Origin of the sequence: Methylicorpusculum oleiharenae, from assembly GCF_009828925.2 — a bacterium.
In the GTDB taxonomy this organism is placed as follows: Bacteria; Pseudomonadota; Gammaproteobacteria; order Methylococcales; family Methylomonadaceae; genus Methylicorpusculum; species Methylicorpusculum oleiharenae.
Genome location: NZ_WUTY02000001.1, coordinates 990,878 through 1,012,989, shown reverse-complemented (window position 1 = coordinate 1,012,989; position 22,112 = coordinate 990,878). Strand labels below are relative to the sequence as shown.

Here is a 22,112-nt window from a genome sequence, read left to right as displayed (position 1 = left end):
GAAAATCTCGTTATTGATAGTTTAATAAATCGGCCAGGTGATGGGTTTCATCACTGACACGTTCTTCAATGACTTTGTGGAAATAAAGTCCTGCGATGGCAATCAACATACCCGCCATGGTGGGCATCGTTGCCATCGAAATGCCCGAGGCCATAGCTCTTGCATTGCCGGTTCCGGTAACGGCCATGATGTCGAACACATGAATCATACCTGTAACAGTCCCTAATAAACCCAGTAACGGGCATAAACCCACCAGCATTTTTATCAGAGGAACGCGTTTGCTCATCGACAATTTTGCTTCTGAAATAATCAGGTTACGGATGGCCAATGAATGGGGCGAATGCTTGTGGGTGCGTTCCTGCCATTGCTTGAACCATTGTTCACGTAATACCGGATAATCAAATTTAAAATAGTACAGCCGTTCGGCAATGGCACACCATAAAACAATAGAAACAAACAGAATGACTTTTAATACCGTGCCTCCGCTCTCCAGAAAAGTTTCTATCGATTCGAAAGCCGTGAACAAGGCATCCATTGCTACTTGCCTGCTCTGCGGCTGATAATTCCGGCACTTTGTTCATCCAGAATCTGGATCAGCGAACGGCTGCGGTAAGCCATTAAGCTGTGCAGGAATAACAAAGGAACAGCCACACACAAGCCGATCATGGTTGTCACCAACGCTTGCGATATGCCGCTGGCCATCAGTTTCGGGTCGCCTGTACCGAATAAACTAATGGACTGAAAGGTGGAAATCATGCCGGTTACGGTACCCAATAAGCCAAGTAGCGGAGCCACCGCCGCGAGAAGTTTGATCATCGACAAACCTTTTTCCAAAACCGGGACTTCACGGGTAATGGCTTCATCAATGATTAACTGCAGCGTATCAACGTCAACAGCATGATTCAGTTCGGCTGCCGCAATAATTCGGCCGAGCGGGTTTTCTTCAGAAATGGTTTTATCGTTAACTTGCGCGTTGACGGCAATATCGGTTTTGGACAGAAAAATCAGTCTATATATCGCGTAAATCAAACCGAAAAGACCCAAAATAATGGTTACATAGCCGACAGCGCCCCCTTGATTAATACGCTCAAACATATTCGGTGTTTGAATGAGCAAACTCAAGATGACGCCGCGCGTCGGATCAATGCCAATATCGGCGATTTCGCCGCTTTTGGCATCAGCAAAATCCTCTGCTAGACTCGTATATTCGCCATCGGGCTGGCGAGCGAGTTCAGCCAGTTTGCCGGTTTCCGGAAGATAGCGTAAATACTGGCCATCAGTGACTGCATTAAAACTGCCGATACGCACCACTTGCGCTTCTCGCGGTTCTCCGGAACCGGTCAGAATGGTTTTGTTGAATCTGACGATTTTTCCGGATTCTGTCATTTCCTGTTGCAGAAAAAACCATAACGATTCCAGTTGCTCCAAGCTTGGTAGTGCCTTGCTGGTGGCCATCTCCGCCAATTTTTCTGTTCGCCCTGGAAATTGAGCTGAGATCAATGAGTTTTCAAAATCAGCTTTAAGATCGCCGGCGGCCTGTTTGGCAACGCCCGATAATTCCTTCAATATACCGCTGCGATTATCCAGTTCGGTTTGCAACTGATTCAAGGCCTGTTCATTGGCTTCAAGCTGTTGTTTAAGCTGGGCGCTTAAGCGTTCTTGAGTGCTCAGGTCAGCGCGAGCGCCAGCCAACAATGATTGTTGTTTAGCTTTTTCAGCTAAAAACCGGGCTTCGCGCTCCTGGTTGATTTTTCCTTCGATACCTTGATTGCGTTTGACTTCGTTCAGAAGTTGATCCAATGCAAGAGGATCTGCTGAAACAGTAGAAACGGAGAAAACAGTCAGCAAAATGATCAGTAATTTATTCATTGTGCTGTCTCCGGGGCAGCCACGGGAAGCGTTAACATATCCGGTGCCATCTCTTTACGGGCAATGCGTAATCCGTTGCGAAGCGCCGTTCTATAGCTGGAGGGCAGCGTTTCCCACTGCTTTTTTTCTTTATTCCAAAAACCGCCTTCGCTGCCGTCTAAACGTTGATAATAAAGAGCTATCCGACCCAGACGTAAAAAATCCACGGAACTGGTCGTGCCGTTTAAATCAATATCCGCCCGGTAGGCTTCAATCGTATTGCCGTAATCGTTTTCTACCTGAAAGGCTTCGAGGATACGGCGGAATTTCTCTGCTTCGGTTACATCGGCCCGGTTAACCAGCTGTTTTAACTGGGTCAGCCGTTCTTGACGTTCTTCCGGTAAAAAAGGCAGGTCCAATTGGATAAATTGTTCCAGACTGCCCATCATTTTCAGAATCAAAGGCACAATTTCCCTTTCGGTCACCTCGATTTGAGTTAACTGAGTCTCCATCGAGGCTTTTTCTGCCAGTTGAGAATTAAGCAGTTCCTTCAAATGGGCATTATAGGTTTGCAGGGTTTCCGCGTGTCGGGTCGCTGATCGGTATTCCTCCAGCATTTTTTGAGTTTGATCGCTGGCATCATCGATTGATTTTTGCGAGCTCACAGCCGCTTTGTTGGTTGTCAGATCTATATCTAGAGCTTGGTTTAACGGATCACTAAAAGCCGTGGACGCGGATAAGCTGAAAAGTCCAGCCAGGCCAATTAAGGATCGGCGCAAAAAAAACATAAAATTTCCGGATAAATAATAATGAAAAGGCTGTGCTACTTTATCACAGCGGTAAATGCAAACAAGTGTCATTTGTAAAAGAGTAGTATTGAGGTTTTTTTATTGCATTTGCGAATAAATCCGTCTGAGAAAGCAATTTATGTCATTTTAATAACGTTGTTCAGAGTTAAAGCAAGTGAAGAACAAAAATCCAGGTCATTAAGGTTTCGCCCCAAAAGCGGTTGCTGACGATTTCTGCTGTATACGGATTGATCCAAGTCGTGTTAAATCACCGAATATTTTGATAAATCGATTAGTTTTTGCGTCTATTGGTATTGCAGTTTATTTTTTGCTATCCGCAAGCAATGTGCTGCCATGCTATTTTCAATTGGGCGCTTCGCCATTCAGGAATTCTATGCTTAACGCCATTCCGCGCCATTATTTATTCAAAACACTTTGCATGCTGTTCATTGCGGGTTTGGGGCCTAAGCCCGGAGTGCTTATCGCCGGAGAATACAACCTCGCCATTGATGAAAAAGCCATCAATGTAATAGGTCAAACGCAAAAGGCCTATTTGGCGGATGATTCACTTCCTGCCCCGACTTTGCGTTGGCGAGAAGGTGAGTTAATCACATTAAATGTGACCAACCGGTTAAAGGAAACGACCTCTCTGCATTGGCACGGCATCATTCTTCCTTATGAAATGGATGGTGTGCCGGGTATCAGTTTTTCCGGTATTAAACCCGGCGAAACGTTTACTTACCGGTTTCCGGTCAACCAAAGCGGCACATACTGGTATCACGGTCACTCGGGCATGCAGGAGCAAATGGGCTTGTACGGTGCGTTAATCATCGATCCTGCAGAAGAGCCGCATCCGGTTGACCGCGATATCGTGATAATTTTGTCCGACTGGCCGCAAGCCGATCCCCACAGGACAATGGCGAGGCTGAAAAAGCAGAGTGATTATTACAACTTCCAAAAAAGAACAGTGCCTACTTTCTTTCAGGATATCCAAAATAATGGGTTGAGCGCAACGCTTTCGGATCGCTGGGACTGGGGATGGATGCGGATGGATCCAACCGATCTGGCCGATGTTAACGGCTCAACTTACCGGTTTTTGATTAACGGTCAAACACCTGAAACTAACTGGACCGCCTTATTTAAGCCGGGCGAGAAAATCCGGCTGCGCTTTATCAATGCGTCTGCGATGACCTATTTCGATGTGCGCATTCCGCATCTAAAAATGCGTGTGATCGAAGCCGATGGACAGGCTGTAGTTCCGGTCGATGTTGATGAATTTCGTATTGCTGTGGCCGAAACCTATAATGTTCTGGTTGAACCTCAGTCGGATCAAGCCTATACCGTATTTGCCGAAGCCATGGATAGAAGCGGCTATGCGCGGGCGACACTGACGCCGCACAAGGCTTTACAAGCGGAAGTCCCCGCGTTACGGCCCATGACTTTGCTTACGCTGGCTGATATGGGCGGCGAGCATGGTGAACATGCAGGGCATAAGGATTATCAACAGTCAGTTGATGCGGATGAGCTTTCAGAAGGACATGGCTCACACCAAGCCGAAACCGCGGCAGCTGAAAAAACCGATGAGCATGCCGGTCATAATAGGGAGAGCATGCCGCATGAACAAACCCAGACCAGCGATCATCAAGAGCCTGTTAATGGCAATGCGTCTGAACAAAACCATGAACGGCATCAAACCGAAACGCCTCTTTCTGAAAATGCTGATGAACATGCCGGCCATCAAATGAATGTACATCTTCAGCCTATGAACCAGCAGCATCAACAGCCAGAGGCGATTTTATCTACAGATGTCCTGAAGTACGAGCATCTTAAAGCCGTAGCACCCAACCCTGAAGGGGGCGAACCTGACCGGGAAATCACGCTGCGTCTGACCGGTAATATGTACCGGTACATCTGGTCATTCGATGATATTGCTTACAAGGATGCGGAACCGATCAAAGTGCGCTTCGGAGAGCGGATCCGGTTTAAATACGTCAACGAAACGATGATGAACCACCCCATTCATATTCATGGACTGTGGCAGTATCTGGTCAACGGACAGGGCAATTACAAGCCCAAAAAACATGTGATCAACGTCAAGCCCGGCGAAACTGTTGAAGTTGACGTCATTGCCGACGCGGTCGGTGATTGGGCGTTTCACTGTCATTTGCTCTATCACATGGACACGGGCATGTTTCGTAAGTTGACTGTGGAACAGGCGGAGGACCGGGTACCATGACGGTTATTCAGCCATTCACAGCACATGACACCGCCAGAATTTTTATCATTGCGGTGCTGGCCGGGGTTCTGGGTATCAGTACCGCCATGGCCGAGGAAGACGCCCTGTTGATTAACCACTTTAAAGCCGAACGGCTGGAATATGAGAGCAACGGCAAACTGCAAATGTTCAAGTGGGATATTCAGCACAGAGTTGGCAACGACGAGCATAAGTTATGGATAAAATCAGAAGGCGATTATTCGGGAGACCAGGGTATTTTTGGCCGTGCCGATTTACAAGTGCTCTACAGCCGCAACATTTCCACTTTCTGGGACTTTCAAGTCGGGGCAAGGCGCGCATTTGAACCCGAACGTACGTTTGATGCGGTCATCGGATTTCAGGGGCTTGCACCTTTTTTCATCGAAGTCGACAGTGCCATGTTCATCAATGAAAAAGGGAATGTGCTGGGTCGATTAAGTCTTTCGAAAGACTTTCTGTTAACTCAGCGTCTGATTCTGCAGCCCAGAATGGAAGTCAATATTGCTGCCGATGACGTTAAAAACCGGGGTGTTCAATCCGGTATTACCGAATTTGAAACCGGCGTCCGGTTGCGCTACGAAATTGAGCGAGAATTTGCGCCCTACTTGGGTTTTGATTATGTTGAAGAGGAGTCACTGTTGGAACACCATCATTCTCTGCGTTTTGTGCTGGGTTTGAGAGTTTGGTATTGATGAATGCTTGCCTTAAGAGTGGATGCCGGTATCGGTCATTGGTATCTGCCCATATATGGACTCCTCCCCAATTGCAAGCCAAGATTGCTTAAAAAATGATGTTTCCAACAGAGATCGAGATTGCCGCCATATATTCGGCCTCTTTGTGAAGGCACTTATTGGCCTTCGGGCCCTGATGAATCTATCCGCGTGCTTTTGTCTCAACCACCCTAACGATTTCCAAGAATCTCTGGGTAAAACGGACTTCAAAAGCACCGGTCTGACCTGTTGATCGTCATCACATTAAGTTCTCTTGCCTCCGCAATCTGTTGAACTCTTTTACATCACCGGTTTGAGGGTTATCCACGCTTGGCCCAGCGCCGGAACCCTTCCATCGCGTGGAGGCGGTGGGGCAAGGGTGGATAACCCGGTCTTTCAGTTACTAGGCCGTTTGCGGTACATAGTCCCCGTCGCGCGTTGCCAAGGCCCAGATGATCCGGGCATTCTTGTTGGCTAGCGCCACGGCTGCTTTATTGAAACCGCGCCGTTCGATCAGGCGTTTGAGCCACAGGCTCAAGGGATCGCTTTTATCGCCGCAGTATTTCAGCACCGACCGTGCGCCGTGAATCAACGAGGTCCGCAACGACCGATTGCCGCGCTTACTGATGCCCAGCAAGACCTGTTTGTCCCCACTACTGTGTTGCCGGGGCACCACGCCCAAGCTGGCCGCGTAATCACGGCTCGAATGATAGTCCTTGCCGTCCCCGACATCGGCTGCCGCCAACACGGCGGTCAAAGGGCCGATACCCGGTATATCGACCAAGCGACGGCTTAAGGCATGTTGCTGACAGACCGCGCTAATTTCCCGTTCCAGTGCTTTGATTGCTTCGTCCAAGTCTTTCAGGGCCTGATACTGCGTGGCCACAAGCCGGCGGCTTAGCGCACTGAGCTGATTATCGCCATCCTCCAGTATCTCCGGTAGTTGTTTTCTGAGCTGATTTACGCCACGCGGCAACACCATGCCCCGTTCGGCCAAATGCCCACGTATTTGGTTGGCCAAGGCCGTTCGTTCGTCGACCCTGCCTCGGCGAATACCGTGTAACATCGTTAAATCTTGTTGCTCGATCGTTTTTACTGCCACGGTGCGTTTGTTCGGCTGACAGGCTGCGGTGAAAATCGCTTCGGCGTCATTGAAATCGTTTTTGTTGCCGACTCCGAAGGCCTTAACGAAGCGGGCGTTCAATAACACCACTTCGTGGCCCAAGGCTGCAAACTCCCGAGCCCAATGATGCGCTCCACCACACGCTTCCATCGCGATCAAGCTCACTGGCAGTTGTGCGATAAACGCCAACAACTCAGAACGCTTCAACTTCTTTTTCACGGCTTTGCCATCTTTCATCGAGAACAAATGAAATACTTGCTTTGCAATATCCAAACCCATTACGTTACGATTCATGACAGGCTCCTCTTTCTTCCGGTTAAATTAGTCGGTGTATTTTGACACCGTTTAGGGGAGAGGAGGAGTCCATATCATCACCCTACTCCCATTTTATTGAGTGTAGATGCTTGATTTCAAAGGACGCAAGAATACATCCCTGTTGCAAAAGCCTTTTCAATCACTCACCTACACTTTCTATTCCAAGCGGGAGAATAAATTTCTTATTTTCCCTTGTTCTGAGAAGGATTTGTCGTTGCGTCGCCGTTTTAGCGTTGTCTGAGAACCCATCTTGAATGCAAGCAGATTAAAGCTTGTTTAAATACTATTGGGCCAAGACGCTGAAAAATTACAACGATTTTTAAGTATGAAAAAATAACGATCAAATCTTGGATCTTTTTGGAGTAGCGAATTAAATGACTACTTTATTCGACAAGGCTTGTCCTGTTGGGAAGCATTTGGGCGATCAAAAAATATAACCGGGGTTATCGGGTGTTAAAGGGTTGTTTAGTAAAGTAACTATTTAACGTAAACCTGTATAATCGCCCACTTTCAAACTTAGCGGGTTGTTTTGCAGTGCAATTCAATTTATTAAATACAGATGGACGGGCGCGGCGCGGGCGGCTGATTTTCGAAAGAGGTGTCGTTGAAACTCCCATTTTTATGCCGGTCGGCACTTATGGTTCGGTTAAAGCACTGACGCCGGAGGAACTAACGGGTCTGGGCGCTCAAATTATTTTAGGCAATACCTTTCATCTGATGTTGCGACCCGGTGTTGAAGTGATGAATGCCCATGGCGATCTGCATGATTTCATGCACTGGGAAAAGCCGATTTTGACGGATTCCGGCGGATTTCAGGTGTTCAGTCTGGGTGCATTGCGAAAAATCACCGAGAAAGGCGTGACATTCAAATCACCCATCGACGGCAGCAAAATTTTTATGGGTCCTGAAGAATCCATGGCCGTACAGCGCCATCTGGGTTCTGATATTGTGATGATTTTCGATGAATGTACGCCCTATCCTGCCACAGTAGATGAGGCCGCTGATTCGATGCGGTTGTCATTGCGCTGGGCGCAGCGTAGTAAAGCCGCTCACGGTGATAATCCGTCGGCATTGTTCGGCATTGTTCAGGGAGGAATGTATGAGCATTTGCGCCGCGAATCGATAGCCGGTCTGGTTGATATCGGCTTCGATGGTTATGCCATCGGCGGGCTATCCGTTGGGGAACCTAAAGATGAAATGATGGCGGCTCTGGATGTTGTCGCGCCGATGATGCCTGTCGATAAGCCACGCTATTTGATGGGAGTGGGTACGCCGGAGGATCTGGTCGAGTCGGTCAGGCGCGGAGTGGATATGTTTGATTGCGTGATGCCGACCCGAAATGCGCGGAACGGTCATTTGTTTACGCGGTCCGGCGTCATCCGTATAAGAAACAGTCAATATCAGTTCGATACCCATCCGCTGGACGATAGCTGCGATTGCTATACCTGTCGGCACTATTCACGATCCTATCTCAGACATCTGGATAAGTGCGGTGAAATGCTTGGGGCACGACTCAATACAATTCATAATCTTCATTATTATCTGCAGCTCATGCAGGAATTGCGTGAAGCCATTGAAAGTCAATCGCTGGAAGCTTATGTCAAGCTTTTTTATCAACAACGAGGAAAAAGCGTTCCTTCTGTGGCATAATGGCAAAATTTTTTAAATAACAATAACTACGACAGAGGTTAACTATGAGTTTTTTTATTTCTGACGCATTAGCTCAGGCTGCACCGGCATCTCAGCAGCCCGGTTTGGAGGGATTGATATTCCCGTTAGGCGTTCTGGTATTTTTTTACTTTTTGTTTCTGCGTCCGCAGTCCAAACGCACTAAAGAACATAAAGAGATGATCGCGTCTCTGAGCAAAGGCATTGAAGTGGTTACCAATGGCGGCATTTTAGGTAAAGTCGCTGACATGGACGACAATTTTGTCAAGCTGGAAGTTGGTGACGATACGTTTATACAAGTCCAGCGCCATGCTATTGCTAATTTGATGCCCAAAGGCACTTACAAAGCCGTCGCAAAAAAACCAAAAATCTGAGCTCAAACCTGTTTTAGCGCGTGATTGAAGGCGTGTATGCCTCTCATTAGTTCGCGGTTTACGTTGGAATAATAAAATGCAAAATCATTTCCCATTATGGAAAAACGGGCTGATCCTGATCATACTCGTCGTTGCTTCAATCTACGCCTTACCCAATTTATACGGTGATGATCCTTCGGTTCAAGTCTCATCGAGTTCGACGCCATTGGCGCAGGCTCAAGTCAAGCAGATTGAAGACCATGTGAAGCAGGCGGGTTTAAACAGCAAATCCGTCGAATATACAAATGGTCAGGCTCTGCTGCGGTTTGAAAATACCAATGACCAGTTAAAAGCAGCTGATGTCTTGCGCGATAAAATGGGCAACGATGCAACGGTTGCACTAAATTTGGCGCCGGCTACGCCTGCCTGGCTAAATGCATTCGGTGCCAAACCCATGTATCTGGGTCTGGATTTACGAGGCGGCGTTCATTTTTTGCTTGAAGTGGATATGGAAGCTGCAATCAAACAGGCGCAGGAGCGCTATACCGATGATGTGCGTACGGCATTAAGAACCGCTAAAGTGCATTATGTGTCTGTCGGCAGAGATAAAGACAGGATCAAGGTTCAGCTTAAGTCGGCCGAAGAAGTGGAGGCCGCAACTCAGGCCATTAATAAAGACCTTTCCAGCTTGAAGTTTGAATCGGTAGAAAATTTAAATGAACTGATTTTAACTATCCCTGAAGTTGAGCAAAGGGAAATTAAAAAGTTTGCCCTGACTCAAAACATCACGACCTTACGTAACCGGGTTAATGAACTGGGTGTTGCCGAACCGGTTATTCAACAGCAGGGCGATAATCGTATCGTGGTGCAATTGCCGGGTGTTCAGGATACCGCGCGTGCCAAAGATATCTTAGGCACTACGGCAACCCTGGAATACCGGCTGGTTGATGTCGAGCACGATGTTCAAAAGGCGGTTCAGGGGCGCGTGCCTATCGGCAGCCGTTTATATTATGAGAAAAATGGCAATCCTATCTTGCTGGATAGTCGGGTCATCGTGACCGGAGACCAGATTGTCGACGCCTCGTCAGGCCTTGATCAAAACAATTCTCCTGCAGTTTTCATCACACTCAATGGTGTGGGTGCCAAGAAAATGGGCAAAGTCACTCAAGAGAGTATCGGTAAGCCCATGGCCGTTGTATTTATTGAATACAAAATTAAAACCAGGGAAGTTAACGGCGAAAAACTGCGTATCAAAGAAAAAGTCGAAAAGGTGATCAGTGTGGCCACTATTCGAGATGCGTTCAGTAAACGGTTTCAGACGACCGGACTCGATAATCCGCAGGAAGCCAGAAACTTGGCCTTGTTGTTACGTGCTGGCGCTTTAGCGGCACCGGTCGATATCATTGAAGAGCGGACCATCGGTCCAAGCTTGGGTCAGGACAACATCAATCAAGGTATGAATTCCGTTATTGTCGGCTTTGTGGTCGTGATGGTTTTTATGGTGTTTTACTACAAGGTTTTCGGTTTGGTTGCCAACTTTGCACTGACGTTCAATCTGGTATTGATTATTTCCCTGCTCTCGCTGTTACAGGCTACGCTGACCTTGCCGGGTATTGCCGGTATCGTGTTAACGATAGGTATGGCGGTGGATGCCAACGTACTGATTAATGAGCGGATTCGAGAGGAAATCAATAATGGCAACACGCCTCAAGCCAGTATTTTCGCAGGATACGAAAAAGCGTTCGGCACCATTTTTGATTCAAACATTACCACGTTACTGGTCGCGTTAATTTTATTCGGATTTGGTACAGGCCCGGTTAAGGGTTTTGCCGTCACGCTGTCTATCGGCATTTTATCGTCCATGTTTACCGCCATAATGGGATCACGCATGCTCATCAACTGGATATACGGTAATCGTCGCGTCGAAAAATTGTCCATTTAGGCTGGGAACGAGGAAAAATTCATGATAATAAAAGATATCGATTTTTTAGGAAAGCGTACGCTGGCTTTTGCTGTCTCAGGTCTGTTAGTGCTTATTTCAATCATTTCGCTGGCAACTCAAGGGTTGCAAATGGGTATTGATTTTACAGGTGGTACGATCGTTGAGGTCGGCTACAAGGAATCAGCCGATCTGTCCGTCATTAGAAATGCGTTAGCAGAAGGTGGTTTCAGTGATGCTTCGGTGCAACATTTTGGTAGTACCAAAGATGTATTGATCCGTTTAAAACCTCAGGAAGGCATCAGCAGTTCGGAACTTAGCAATAAAGTTTTAGACGTGATTAATAAAAAAACCTCAGAGCGGGCAGAATTGCGCCGGGTTGAATTTGTCGGTCCGCAAGTCGGAGACGAATTAGCTGAAGATGGTGGCCTTGCGCTGCTTTACGCCATGTTCGGTATTCTGATTTATGTGGCCTGGCGATTTGAGTATAAGTTTTCTGTGGGTTCGGTTGTGGCATTGATTCATGATGTCATCATCACCATGGGTTTCTTTTCATTACTGGGCCTGGAATTTGATTTGACGGTCCTTGCAGCGGTTTTGGCCGTGGTCGGTTATTCGATCAACGATACGATTGTGGTCTTTGATCGGATTCGAGACAATTTCAAAATGCTTAGAAAGGAAGAATCGATAACCATCATAAATGTTTCGATCAATGAGACATTGAGCAGAACCTTGATGACTTCCTTCACGACCATTATTGTCGTCGTCGCATTGGCCGTTTTGGGCGGTCAAACCATACATAATTTTGCGCTTGCCCTGTTGGTGGGGATTTCGGTCGGAACGTATTCGTCCATATTCATAGCCAGTGCGATTGTGTTATCGATGGGTGTGACTCAGGAAGATTTGATGGAGCCGGTTAAAGAGGGCGTTGATATTGATAACATGCCTTAATAATTAACCGATTGAGGCGTCTGCTCATATATAATCAAAAACTTAACTACAAACATTTAACACAATAATTAAACGGGAGTTTATACAGAATGGCAGTCGAGCGTACTTTTTCAATCATTAAGCCTGATGCAGTAGCAAAAAATGTAATCGGTGAAATAGTCAGCCGTTTTGAAAAAAACGGTCTGAGAATTGTCGGTTCAAAGATGTTGCATTTAACGCGTGAGCAGGCCGAAGGCTTTTATGCCGTTCACAAAGAGCGTCCATTTTTTAACGATCTGGTTTCATTTATGATTTCAGGTCCGGTTGTGGTTCAAGTATTGGAAGGCGAAAATGCGGTTCTTAAAAACCGTGATCTGATGGGCGCAACCAACCCAAAAGATGCAGCTCCTGGCACTATTCGCGCTGATTTTGCGGACAGTATCGATGAAAATGCGGTTCACGGTTCGGATGCGCCTGAAACTGCCAAAGAAGAAATTGCTTTCTTTTTCTCTGCTGATGAACTCTGTAATCGCACCCGATAAGCCTAAAAGCATCAATCTGCTCGATTTTGACAGGAAGAGCCTTGAGGCTTTTTTTGTCGAAATCGGCGAAAAAGCCTTCCGGGCCACACAGTTGATGAAATGGATTTATCAGGAAGGCGTTGATGATTTTGATGAAATGACCAATTTCAGCAAGTCATTGCGCACATATCTGAAAGAACATTGCACGCTGTCACCCCCTGAGGTTGTTGTCGAACAAGTTGCGACTGACGGCACCTGTAAATGGGTGCTGCAGACCGCTTGCGGCAATCGCATTGAAACGGTGTTTATTCCCGAGGAAAGCCGAGGCACTTTGTGCGTATCCTCGCAAATTGGCTGCGCATTGGCCTGCACGTTTTGCTCAACGGCACAACAGGGTTTTAACCGAAATCTGAGCACCTCGGAAATTGTCGGGCAATTGTATTTTGCGCAAAAACGTTTGGGACTTGAGAACAGAATTACCAATGTGGTGATGATGGGCATGGGCGAACCCTTGCTCAACTTCGACAATGTAGTTCGCGCCATGCGTTTGATGATGGATGATTTTGCCTATGGCTTGTCCAAGCGTCGGGTGACGATCAGCACTTCGGGAATCGTGCCGGCGATGTATCGTCTGACGCAGGAATGCGATGTCAGTGTGGCCGTTTCTCTTCACGCCGTGAACGATCAATTAAGGGATGAGTTGGTACCGATCAATAAAAAGTACCCACTCAAAGAACTGTTGGAAGCATGCCGAGATAATGTCAAATTGGCACCGCGGCGACGGATTACATTCGAATATGTGATGCTGGCAGGGATTAACGATTCGGTTGAAGATGCACGGGCGATGATCAAATTACTCAAGACCGTGCCTTCCAAGATTAATCTGATTCCGTTTAACCCGTTTCCAAACTCGCGTTATGAGTGTTCCAGTGCCGAAGTGATAGACCGCTTTCGTGCCGTGCTGCATAACGCCGGCATGGTGACCACGATAAGAAGAACGCGCGGTGAGGATATTGATGCGGCTTGCGGCCAGTTGGTTGGCCGGGTAGCGGATAAAACCCGAAGACATTTGAAGCTGGCCATGAAAGGATCAGAACGTGCGGCATAGGTTGAACGGGCGCGCTTTAAATGCGGTTGGCTGGCTTTTGATGCTCACTTTAAATGCCTGCAGTTCGTCAGGTCCTGAGCGTAGCGACGAAGAGTCATCAGCTATTCATCTGCAATTGGGCCTGCGTTATCTCAACCTGGGTCGCTTAAGCGAAGCAAAATCGAATCTGAAAAAATCCTTGTCGCTCGATTCTCATAACGCCGAGGCTCATAATGCGCTGGCTGTATTGTCCGAACGTCTTAAACAATACGATGAAGCGGAAGAGCATTACGAAGACGCGTTGAACATCGATTCCGGGGATTTGAGCGCGCTTAACAACTACGGTCGTTTTCTCTGTGAGCGGGGCGAGTATGACAAAGGTATGTCTCATCTTAAAGATGCGCTCGCCAATCCACTCAACGACAGGCTTTGGCTGGCATTAACCAATGCCGGGCGCTGCGAGAGTGAGAAAGGTAATTTATTAGAGGCAGAAGCCTATTTCAGGCAAGCCTTGCAGTATCAGCCCAATTACGCACCGGTTTTACTGGAAATGCAGAAGTTGAGTTATAAGAAAGGTGATTACTGGGCCGCTAAAGGTTTTATGGAACGCTATCTTGCGACCAGCCAGCATTCGTCGGAATCATTGTGGTATGCCTACCAAACGGAAAGAGCTTTGGGTAATGCGGCTGCGGCAAATGATTTAAAAAAACAATTGTTCGATAAATTTCCCTTGTCAGATGAAGCCAAAAAACTCATCACTGACCAAACAGCACACTAATTAAGACATGGTAAATAAAATTCAAGCCATCCGCGGAATGCATGACATTCTGCCGGATCAATCGTCCCTATGGCATTATGCGGAAAACCTCATCAGAGAGGTGATGGCGGCTTATGGTTATGATGAAATCAGATTGCCGATAGTTGAAAAGACCGAATTATTCAAGCGATCCATCGGTGAAGTGACCGATATCGTCGAAAAGGAAATGTATACCTTTGATGATCGCAATGGCGATTCATTAACTTTGAGGCCTGAAGGCACTGCGGGCTGTTTGCGTGCAGCGCTGGAACACGGTTTATTACATAATCAGATTCACCGCTTATGGTATTACGGACCGATGTTCAGGCATGAACGCCCTCAAAAAGGCCGCTACCGCCAGTTTTATCAGCTCGGTATTGAAGCCTACGGTATGGCGGGTCCTGACATTGATGCCGAATTGATCATGCTGACCTATCGCTTATGGCAAAAATTGGGTATTACCGCTAAAGTTCAACTCGAAATTAATTCGTTGGGCACTATTGATGAGCGGACTGTTTATCGGGCCGCATTGGTGGACTATTTCAGCCAGCATCTGGATAAACTGGACGAGGACAGTCTCCGCCGGCTTAATACCAATCCGCTCAGAATTCTGGATACCAAAAATCCTGAGATGCGCAGTGTGGTAGCCCAAGCACCTGAATTGATGGATTATTTGGGCGATGACAGCAAGGCACATTTCAACGGGTTTACCTCGTTTTTAGATAGCCTGGATATTCCGTATGTTCTGAATACGCGGTTGGTTCGCGGGCTGGATTATTACAGCAAAACTGTTTTTGAGTGGGTTACGGATGAACTCGGTGCTCAGGGGACCATTTGCGCCGGTGGCCGCTATGACAGCCTTATTGAACAATTAGGCGGTAAAGCCAATTATGCCGTGGGCTTTGCGATGGGCATGGAACGCCTGTTAGCGCTGCTTGAAACATTGCCCCAGCCGCCTGTTTTGCCGTCATTGGACGCTTACATGATTCGGGTCGGAGATAAAGCTGAAGCTGTGGGTATGCGTTTTGCCGAACAGCTCAGAAATGAACTGCCTCTTATCAGGATGCAAGTTAATTGCGGTGGCGGCAGCTTTAAAAGCCAGTTTAAAAAAGCGGATAAATCCGGAGCTGCATTTGCGTTGATTTTTGGCGATGAAGAAGCCGAACGAGGCGTGGTGGCTATTAAGTCATTGAGGTCTGACGACGAGCAGAAAAGTCTGTCTTTAATCGAGGCGGTGAATTATCTCCAGACTGCATTCAAAGATGCAAATGACGTAAAGCGCGTTTTGCATGAACTGAATTAATTACTCGGTTATAGCCACATAGCTAAAAAATCATCTTACCCATTAGTATCTTTAAACCTAACCTGTAAAGACTCATCATGGAAATTTACGAAACAGAAGAAGAACGCCTCGCAGCCGCCAAGCGTTGGTGGACAGAAAACGGCCAATCAACCATAACAGGTGTTGTGATTGGCATTGCCTTGATACTCGGTTGGAATTTCTGGCAAAACTACAAGCAAGATCAGGCCTTGCAGGCTTCAGTCCAGTATGAATCACTGCTGGTTGCCATCAAGGAAGAAAAAACCGAATCAGCTGAAAAAATTGCTCAATTAATCAGAGATCAGTTCAAGGGAACACCCTACGCAACTTTCTCAGGCTTGACGCTTGCCAAAATCAAGGTCGAGCAAGGCCAATTGGATGAAGCAAAGTCTGTTCTGCAATCGGTGGTCAGTTCAGCCGATGATGAGAATTTGGCGCATGTAGCCAGACTCAATCTGGTCCGCGTGATGCTGGCTAAAGGCGAGAATGAACCAGGATTGCAAGTGATTGCGGATGTGACAGCCAAGTCAATGGGAAGCTTTTCCGGAAGTTATGACGAATTGAAAGGTGATTTATATGTGGCTCTGGATCGTTTGGATGAAGCCAGAGCGGCCTACCAATCGGCGCTAAGAAGCGGGCATAAGTCGCCCCTCTTGGGATTCAAACTGGATGATTTAACTGAAGCAGCCATCGTACCCAGCCAGCCTTAATGAAGTATTTTCTAATTGTTCTGATCGCGCTGACTTTGACGGCATGTACTGCGCTGGAATCGTTTAGCGGAATCACTGATTATTTTACGGGCGGTGAAGATAACACGGATCCGCCTAATGAATTGCAGGAGTACAACGCTGAGATCGAGATTGAAGTGCTCTGGAAAGAGAGCGTTGGCGTTGGCTCAGAAGATTACTTTCTCAAGCTGGTACCTGCCTTCAAAGATGGCAGAATCTTTGCCGGTGATAAGGAAGGCGAAGTGGAAGCATTTGAATTGCTTAGCGGCGATTCTGTTTGGGATGCCGATTTTGAAATGCCTTTTTCAAGCGGTCCGGGTGTAAGCACTGGGACTCTGGTGTTTGGTACCAGCGATGCGAGGGTGTTGGCTTTGAATGCCGGGAATGGTGAAGAGCTATGGAATTTTCCCGTATCCAGTGAAGTGGCAGCCGTGCCCGTTATTGCTCAAGGCGTTGTGATCATCAGAACGACGGATGGTAAAGTCACTGCGCTGGATGAGTCTACCGGACGTATTTTGTGGGATTATGAACTGATCATGCCGGCGCTCAGCATTCGGGGTACAGGGAATCCGGTGGTAGTAAATAACAATGTGATTTGCGGATTTGCGAACGGCAAGCTCGTTTCCTTGCGTCTGAACGATGGTAAACATGTCTGGGATGCCAGTATTGCAATACCGGGAGGACGTTCAGAAATAGAACGTCTGGTCGATTTATCCGCCGATCCCTTGGTGGCTGATGGCATTATTTACGTGTCTAGCTACAAAGGGGGAACCAGTGCAGTGATCGAGCAGCAAGGCGAGGTTATTTGGCGAAACCCCGATATTTCCTCTTACCGGGGAATGGGATCCGACTGGCGCTACATTTATGTAACCGATGTCAACGGCGATATTTGGCAAATTGATCAGCGTAACGGGGCTTCGTTGTGGAAGCAAAGCGATTTACATCAGCGCAAGTTAACTGCACCCGCGGTCCTGGAAAACTATGTCGTGGTAGGTGATTTTGAAGGCTATGTCCATTGGCTTTCAAAAACCGATGGCAGGCAGTTGGCAAGAATAAGAATTACTGACGAACCGATTGATGCCCAGCCCATTGTGGTTGATGGTGTCATTTATGTGTATGCAAAAGACGGCACTCTGGCCGCACTCAAGGCGAAAACTTTATAATCATGTTACCTGTAATTGCCCTGGTCGGGCGCCCCAATGTTGGCAAATCTACATTATTCAATTATCTGACTCGCAGCCGTGAAGCGCTGGTAGCAGATTATCCGGGTTTAACCCGGGATAGGCAGTATGGCCGGGTCAAGCGGGGAGAGCGTGATTGCCTGGTGGTTGATACCGGCGGTATTCCGGATGAAGCCGAAGGGATAGAGAGTCTGGCCAAAAAGCAGGTTGATGTGGCTTTGAATGAAGCCGACGTTGTGTTCTTTATTGTCGATGCCAGAGAGGGACTTAGCTCTACTGATCAAGTGATTGCCGATTCGCTACGTAAACTGGATAAACCGGTTATTCTGGTTGCCAATAAAGTCGATGGTATTCATGCCGATAATGCCATTTCGGATTTTCATGCCTTGGCTTTGGGCGAACCTTTCAAGATCGCTGCAGCGCATGGGCGCGGTGTCAGTGAGTTGCTGGAAAAAGTCGATGAATTATTGCCGGAGACTGAGCCTTTGGAAGGCGAGGGTGTCAATGCAGGCGGCATAGGTATCGCGATTGTCGGCCGTCCGAATGTTGGAAAATCGACACTGGTCAACAGAATTCTGGGTGAAGAACGTGTGGTTGTATTTGATGAGCCGGGTACCACGCGCGACAGCATCTACATACCTTTTGAGCGCAACGGACGTGAGTTTACCTTGATAGATACTGCCGGAATGCGGCGCAGGGCCAAAGTCTCGGAGACGGTCGAGAAATTCAGTGTCATCAAGTCATTGCAGGCCATAGAAAAAGCCAATGTGGTTATTTACCTGATCGATGCCAGCGAAGGCGTGACCGATCAGGATGCGCATCTTTTAGGGTTGATTTTAGAAGCGGGCAGAGCACTGATTATCGGTTTGAATAAATGGGACGGATTGACGTCCGAACAAAAGGTAACGGTCAGACGGCAACTGGATATCAAGCTGTCTTTTCTTGATTTTGCCCAGAAACACCCAATTTCGGCTCTACACGGAAGCGGTGTCGGTAAATTGTTCGATGTTGTTCATGAGCTTTATGAAGCGGCGATGATCGATATGTCGACGCCCACGTTGAGCCGAATTTTAATCGATGCAGTGACGACACATCAGCCACCTTTGGTTAGCGGTAGACGAATAAAGCTTAAATACGCGCATCAAGGCGGAAGAAATCCTCCCATTATCATCATTCACGGGACTCAGACTGATTCATTGCCGGGATCTTACAAGCGTTTTTTAATGAACTATTTCCGTGAACAGCTAAAGTTAAAAGGCACACCGATTCGTTTGGAATTCAAATCGCCGCCCAATCCTTTCCAGGGCATCAAAAACAAACTTTCGGACCGGCAAATTGAAAAACGAAAACGCTTGATGCGGCATCATAAGAAAGATAAAAAATCTTCTAAGGATGCTCGGTAGTTAAACTTAATAACGCAATGAGAGGAACGCATGGCCAGCATTAATTTTCAAGGCAAATCAATCAATACCTGTGGCGAACTACCTGCAATCGGTTCGCACGCACCGGATTTTTCATTAACCGATGGCAAGCTGGGCCAGATTTCTTTGAGTACCTACGCGGGAAAAAAGAAATGCCTTAATATTGTTCCCAGCCTGGATACGCCAACGTGTGCTGCATCGGCGCGTAAATTCAATCAAAAAGCGGCCAGCCTTGAAAATGGCGTCGTATTGGTCATCTCAGCCGATTTGCCTTTTGCGCAGTCACGTTTCTGCCAGGTTGAAGGGATAAGGGACGTCGTGCCATTGTCGACGTTTCGCTCGTCATTTGCGCGTGATTATGGCGTAGAACTGGTTGACAGTGTGTTGTCCGGTCTTACGGCCCGGGCCATTATTGTCATTGATGAGAAAGACAGGATTGTTTATAGCGAGCTGGTCGATGAACTGACGGATGAGCCCGACTATGAATCCGCATTGGCTGCTATGCGTGAAATGGATTGAACACCCGGATAAGACGTTATCAATGATAAGCTGACTAACTCAGTTTTGGGTCTTTTAACAAGAGCTTGACTGGTTGGTTTTAGGCCACGGTTTTTGCTAATGGATTCAACGTTTGATCCGGTAGATGAACTGGGTTTTATGATGCCGCCGGTTCTTCTTTGATTGACAACTTCCATGACTGTTTCATATTCCACTTTTGAGTCATTTGCAAAGGCAAATACCATCGCCATATCAGCGATATTGTTAATGACTCTGGGAATGCCGCCGCTGTGTTGATAGACAGCGAGTAAGGCTTGCGGGCTAAAAATACCGGATTGAGCGCCTGCCACTTTCAGTCGATGTGCTATATAGCGTGCAGTCTCTTCATGGTTTAGAGGGTTGAGATGATATTCGATTGCAATCCGCTGAGCGAATTGAGTTAATTCGGGATCATTCAGTTTTTTCAGCAGTTCGGTTTGACCGCACAAAATGATCTGCAGGGTCGTTTCTTGGCCGTCATTAAGATTGGAAAGTAAGCGAAGTTCTTCTAATTTAGAAATGGTCATATTCTGGGCCTCATCTATGACCAGCACTGCCCGCCGGTTTTTAAGTTTTTGTTTGGCAATAAATCCGCAAAACTGTTGATATCGCTCGGCTTCGCTATCCGCCACATTTTTCAGATTGAATGCGCACAATACCCATTCAAGCAAATGACCAAAAGAGGCGTGCGTATTAGTGATAACGCCCACCTCACACGTTGAATCAAGGTCATTGACCAGATTTCGAAGCAACGTGCTTTTTCCGGAACCAATTTCACCCGTAAGAACGCTAAAACCGGATTGCTGAAGAATGCCGAATTTGAGCGAACTTAAAGCATCTTTATGCTGTTCACTCAGATACAAAAAATTCTGATCAGGAGTCAGTGAAAAAGGGGCTTTTGTTAAACCAAAAAACTGTGTGTACATGCTCGTTTAATTTGAATAGAAGGTTTCAGTAAAATTGAAAAGCGGGATTATTCTTGGAGCGATCATTAAATAGCACAGGGATTAAGCTGAACTGAATCATACTCAACACAGTCGGTGATTTCTGAGGGTGATTTCACAGCGAAGGAGTGGAATAGTGACATCGTTTAAAAATGACGCCCCGCTCCTTGTTTGTATTTTTTATGTAACTACTCGCCCGCTTGAAATTGAGTGTGTAGGTGATTGATTGAAAAGGCATCTTCAACAGGGACGTATTAATGTGTCCTTTGAAATTAAGCACCTCTACCGAATATAACAGGAGGGGTGAGCAGATAAGTTTGTATTTGAGACTTGTAAGTAGTTCTTGCTGGCAACTTAGCTACAGTCATTTTTAAACCGGTTTAACGATTTTGAGTGCAGGAGTGATAGTTTATATTCAGGATTATCCTATGCTTTTATACAGTTTTAAGGACTTATATTCAGACATATGAAATTATTGCAGTCAGTCAGACTGGTTTTTTTGCTTTTGATAATAACTTCGGCGCATCTTTCATTCGCTGATGTAACAAATGAATCCGTGGCCGGCATTCAATTGACCCAAGCAGAGAAAAACTGGTTGAAACAGCATAAAACGATACGGATAGCCTACGATGGTGACCTGCATCCTTATAGTTTTGTCGGCCGAAAAGGGGCTCTAAGAGGCTCTGCCGTAGAGATTATGAAGTTGCTTAGTCAGCGGTTGGGTATTAAGTTTGTAACTTATCCGAGTACTCATTGGAAAACGCTGTTTAAAGCAGCCGTAATGGGTAACGTGGATGTCATTGCTACTATGGTTAAACGGCCGGAGCGCTTGCTTTGGTTTAATTTTACCGAACCTTATTTAACACAGTCACTGGTCGTTGTTTCAAGAGAAGATGATGACCGGTTTAGTGATCGTGAATCAATCAAAGGCAAAAAAATAGCATTAATTGCCAATTATCAATACAGCTATCAGGTTCGGGAAGATTATCCCAAAATCAAGCCTGTTTTGGTTTCATCACTTAAAAATGGATTAAAAGCCGTTCAAGCGGGTAAAGCCGATGCGGCAGTGCTGTTTTCAGGCGCACGTTACTTTTTGTTGAGTGATGCGCGTTTTAATAATTTAAAAATTGCTTCTGTTTACGATCATGAAAACATGAGACAGAGTATCGCAATCCGCAAAGATTGGCCGGAGTTGGTTTCAATCCTTGAAAAAGGCCTGGCTTCTTTGAGTGAAGAAGAAAAGCAAAATTATATTGATAAATGGGATCCTCCCGAAGAAGATGAAAAGACAGTAAGTAATACAACGGTCAAAGTGGTTGTTGTAGAACCGGAAGTCCATCAGGATGCCCCTGAAAAGTTAGAGCTAGGAGACGCATTCTATGTCGGGTTAACGGTGTTCGCATCACTGGCTTTAATAATAGCCGGTGGCGGTTACCTGACACTCAAGTCTGGAAAACCGAAAAAGAGTCGATACAATAACGCGACTAACCCTTTGGACGAGCCGGAACATAAAGACTTGGAATGATGTTACAAGTCAGTTAAGAAAAGGTAACTATTCAGAGGAGCAATTAAACCAAGGTGATGCACCGGGTAGGTTGGATTAGCTCGGAGAGTCTAACCCAACAATCGAAACAAACAGGGTCTGGAC

General features: G+C 46.7%; 20 protein-coding genes. 15 read left to right on the top strand and 5 right to left on the bottom strand.

Features of this window, described 5'->3' with window-relative positions:
- Nucleotides 1-10: 10 nt before the first annotated feature.
- From GO003_RS04735 to GO003_RS04725, 3 genes are read right to left on the bottom strand one after another with little or no spacing between them, the layout of a single operon-like run.
- Entirely contained in the window at nt 11-535 is a 525-nt protein-coding gene (locus GO003_RS04735) for a MotA/TolQ/ExbB proton channel family protein (protein WP_159659471.1), read from the bottom strand.
- A 2-nt stretch (nt 536-537) separates the two neighbouring features.
- Nucleotides 538-1,869, bottom strand: coding sequence for a MotA/TolQ/ExbB proton channel family protein (locus GO003_RS04730; RefSeq protein ID WP_159659470.1), 1,332 nt, complete (start codon nt 1,867-1,869; stop codon nt 538-540).
- A complete protein-coding gene (locus tag GO003_RS04725) occupies nt 1,866-2,636 on the bottom strand; it encodes a DUF3450 domain-containing protein (RefSeq protein WP_159659469.1) in 771 nt (256 codons plus the stop codon). The genes GO003_RS04730 and GO003_RS04725 overlap by 4 nt, the downstream gene beginning before the upstream one ends.
- Before the next feature lie 394 nt (nt 2,637-3,030).
- Here GO003_RS04725 and GO003_RS04720 point away from each other — a divergent pair, with 394 nt between their 5' ends.
- Nucleotides 3,031-4,872, top strand: a complete 1,842-nt coding sequence (locus GO003_RS04720) for a copper resistance system multicopper oxidase (RefSeq protein WP_206444832.1) — start codon at nt 3,031-3,033, stop codon at nt 4,870-4,872.
- The gene (locus GO003_RS04715; RefSeq protein WP_231088822.1) at nt 4,869-5,582 is read left to right on the top strand and encodes a copper resistance protein B; all 714 of its coding nucleotides are present in this window, start codon (nt 4,869-4,871) and stop codon (nt 5,580-5,582) included. The genes GO003_RS04720 and GO003_RS04715 overlap by 4 nt, the downstream gene beginning before the upstream one ends.
- 421 nt (nt 5,583-6,003) lie before the next feature.
- On the opposite strand, the gene GO003_RS04710 is transcribed toward GO003_RS04715, so the two are convergent.
- Nucleotides 6,004-7,017 (bottom strand): IS110 family RNA-guided transposase, encoded by a 1,014-nt coding sequence (locus tag GO003_RS04710; RefSeq protein WP_159658909.1) that lies wholly within the window; start codon nt 7,015-7,017, stop codon nt 6,004-6,006.
- A 555-nt stretch (nt 7,018-7,572) separates the two neighbouring features.
- Between GO003_RS04710 and tgt the strand changes: the two genes are divergently transcribed.
- The 12 genes from tgt to tpx all read left to right on the top strand — a co-directional run bounded on the left by tgt (nt 7,573) and on the right by tpx (nt 19,502).
- Nucleotides 7,573-8,688: a tRNA guanosine(34) transglycosylase Tgt gene (tgt, locus tag GO003_RS04705; RefSeq protein ID WP_159657982.1), complete on the top strand. Its 1,116-nt coding sequence runs from the start codon at nt 7,573-7,575 to the stop codon at nt 8,686-8,688.
- A 44-nt stretch (nt 8,689-8,732) separates the two neighbouring features.
- The gene (gene yajC / locus GO003_RS04700) at nt 8,733-9,080 is read left to right on the top strand and encodes a preprotein translocase subunit YajC (RefSeq protein WP_159657983.1); all 348 of its coding nucleotides are present in this window, start codon (nt 8,733-8,735) and stop codon (nt 9,078-9,080) included.
- Nucleotides 9,081-9,156: 76 nt separating this feature from the next.
- Nucleotides 9,157-11,001 carry a protein translocase subunit SecD gene (gene secD, locus GO003_RS04695; protein ID WP_159657984.1) on the top strand — a complete coding sequence of 615 codons (1,845 nt, stop codon included), beginning with the start codon at nt 9,157-9,159 and terminating at the stop codon, nt 10,999-11,001.
- A gap of 21 nt (nt 11,002-11,022) precedes the next feature.
- A complete protein-coding gene (secF, locus tag GO003_RS04690; RefSeq protein ID WP_159657985.1) occupies nt 11,023-11,949 on the top strand; it encodes a protein translocase subunit SecF in 927 nt (308 codons plus the stop codon).
- Between the two features lie 89 nt (nt 11,950-12,038).
- The gene (gene ndk, locus GO003_RS04685; RefSeq protein ID WP_159657986.1) at nt 12,039-12,470 is read left to right on the top strand and encodes a nucleoside-diphosphate kinase; all 432 of its coding nucleotides are present in this window, start codon (nt 12,039-12,041) and stop codon (nt 12,468-12,470) included.
- Nucleotides 12,445-13,557: a 23S rRNA (adenine(2503)-C(2))-methyltransferase RlmN gene (gene rlmN, locus GO003_RS04680; RefSeq protein WP_159657987.1), complete on the top strand. Its 1,113-nt coding sequence runs from the start codon at nt 12,445-12,447 to the stop codon at nt 13,555-13,557. Before ndk ends, rlmN begins: the two co-directional genes overlap by 26 nt.
- Before the next feature lie 40 nt (nt 13,558-13,597).
- Nucleotides 13,598-14,314: a type IV pilus biogenesis/stability protein PilW gene (pilW, locus tag GO003_RS04675; RefSeq protein ID WP_159657988.1), complete on the top strand. Its 717-nt coding sequence runs from the start codon at nt 13,598-13,600 to the stop codon at nt 14,312-14,314.
- A gap of 7 nt (nt 14,315-14,321) precedes the next feature.
- Nucleotides 14,322-15,635 (top strand): histidine--tRNA ligase, encoded by a 1,314-nt coding sequence (hisS, locus tag GO003_RS04670; RefSeq protein ID WP_159657989.1) that lies wholly within the window; start codon nt 14,322-14,324, stop codon nt 15,633-15,635.
- 77 nt (nt 15,636-15,712) lie between these two features.
- The gene (locus GO003_RS04665; RefSeq protein WP_159657990.1) at nt 15,713-16,363 is read left to right on the top strand and encodes a YfgM family protein; all 651 of its coding nucleotides are present in this window, start codon (nt 15,713-15,715) and stop codon (nt 16,361-16,363) included.
- Entirely contained in the window at nt 16,363-17,544 is a 1,182-nt protein-coding gene (bamB, locus tag GO003_RS04660) for an outer membrane protein assembly factor BamB (RefSeq protein ID WP_159657991.1), read from the top strand. Before GO003_RS04665 ends, bamB begins: the two co-directional genes overlap by 1 nt.
- Before the next feature lie 2 nt (nt 17,545-17,546).
- The gene (gene der / locus GO003_RS04655; protein WP_159657992.1) at nt 17,547-18,965 is read left to right on the top strand and encodes a ribosome biogenesis GTPase Der; all 1,419 of its coding nucleotides are present in this window, start codon (nt 17,547-17,549) and stop codon (nt 18,963-18,965) included.
- Nucleotides 18,966-18,995: 30 nt separating this feature from the next.
- Complete coding sequence (tpx, locus tag GO003_RS04650; protein ID WP_159657993.1) at nt 18,996-19,502, top strand: thiol peroxidase; 507 nt, start codon at nt 18,996-18,998, stop codon at nt 19,500-19,502.
- Here the strand turns inward: tpx and GO003_RS04645 are convergent.
- A complete protein-coding gene (locus tag GO003_RS04645) occupies nt 19,463-20,446 on the bottom strand; it encodes an ExeA family protein (protein ID WP_159657994.1) in 984 nt (327 codons plus the stop codon). The genes tpx and GO003_RS04645 overlap by 40 nt on opposite strands.
- Before the next feature lie 484 nt (nt 20,447-20,930).
- Here GO003_RS04645 and GO003_RS04640 point away from each other — a divergent pair, with 484 nt between their 5' ends.
- Complete coding sequence (locus GO003_RS04640; protein WP_159657995.1) at nt 20,931-21,989, top strand: transporter substrate-binding domain-containing protein; 1,059 nt, start codon at nt 20,931-20,933, stop codon at nt 21,987-21,989.
- Nucleotides 21,990-22,112 lie beyond the last annotated feature (123 nt).

Bases quoted from the DNA above. Each gene is read 5' to 3' on its own strand.
- GO003_RS04735 (WP_159659471.1), bottom strand. From the start codon at position 535: ATGGATGCCTTGTTCACGGCTTTCGAATCGATAGAAACTTTTCTGGAG.
- GO003_RS04730 (WP_159659470.1), bottom strand. From the start codon at position 1,869: ATGAATAAATTACTGATCATTTTGCTGACTGTTTTCTCCGTTTCTACT.
- GO003_RS04725 (WP_159659469.1), bottom strand. From the start codon at position 2,636: ATGTTTTTTTTGCGCCGATCCTTAATTGGCCTGGCTGGACTTTTCAGC.
- GO003_RS04720 (WP_206444832.1), top strand. From the start codon at position 3,031: ATGCTTAACGCCATTCCGCGCCATTATTTATTCAAAACACTTTGCATG.
- GO003_RS04715 (WP_231088822.1), top strand. From the start codon at position 4,869: ATGACGGTTATTCAGCCATTCACAGCACATGACACCGCCAGAATTTTT.
- GO003_RS04710 (WP_159658909.1), bottom strand. From the start codon at position 7,017: ATGAATCGTAACGTAATGGGTTTGGATATTGCAAAGCAAGTATTTCAT.
- yajC (WP_159657983.1), top strand. From the start codon at position 8,733: ATGAGTTTTTTTATTTCTGACGCATTAGCTCAGGCTGCACCGGCATCT.
- secD (WP_159657984.1), top strand. From the start codon at position 9,157: ATGCAAAATCATTTCCCATTATGGAAAAACGGGCTGATCCTGATCATA.
- secF (WP_159657985.1), top strand. From the start codon at position 11,023: ATGATAATAAAAGATATCGATTTTTTAGGAAAGCGTACGCTGGCTTTT.
- ndk (WP_159657986.1), top strand. From the start codon at position 12,039: ATGGCAGTCGAGCGTACTTTTTCAATCATTAAGCCTGATGCAGTAGCA.
- rlmN (WP_159657987.1), top strand. From the start codon at position 12,445: ATGAACTCTGTAATCGCACCCGATAAGCCTAAAAGCATCAATCTGCTC.
- pilW (WP_159657988.1), top strand. From the start codon at position 13,598: ATGCTCACTTTAAATGCCTGCAGTTCGTCAGGTCCTGAGCGTAGCGAC.
- hisS (WP_159657989.1), top strand. From the start codon at position 14,322: ATGGTAAATAAAATTCAAGCCATCCGCGGAATGCATGACATTCTGCCG.
- GO003_RS04665 (WP_159657990.1), top strand. From the start codon at position 15,713: ATGGAAATTTACGAAACAGAAGAAGAACGCCTCGCAGCCGCCAAGCGT.
- bamB (WP_159657991.1), top strand. From the start codon at position 16,363: ATGAAGTATTTTCTAATTGTTCTGATCGCGCTGACTTTGACGGCATGT.
- der (WP_159657992.1), top strand. From the start codon at position 17,547: ATGTTACCTGTAATTGCCCTGGTCGGGCGCCCCAATGTTGGCAAATCT.
- tpx (WP_159657993.1), top strand. From the start codon at position 18,996: ATGGCCAGCATTAATTTTCAAGGCAAATCAATCAATACCTGTGGCGAA.
- GO003_RS04645 (WP_159657994.1), bottom strand. From the start codon at position 20,446: ATGTACACACAGTTTTTTGGTTTAACAAAAGCCCCTTTTTCACTGACT.
- GO003_RS04640 (WP_159657995.1), top strand. From the start codon at position 20,931: ATGAAATTATTGCAGTCAGTCAGACTGGTTTTTTTGCTTTTGATAATA.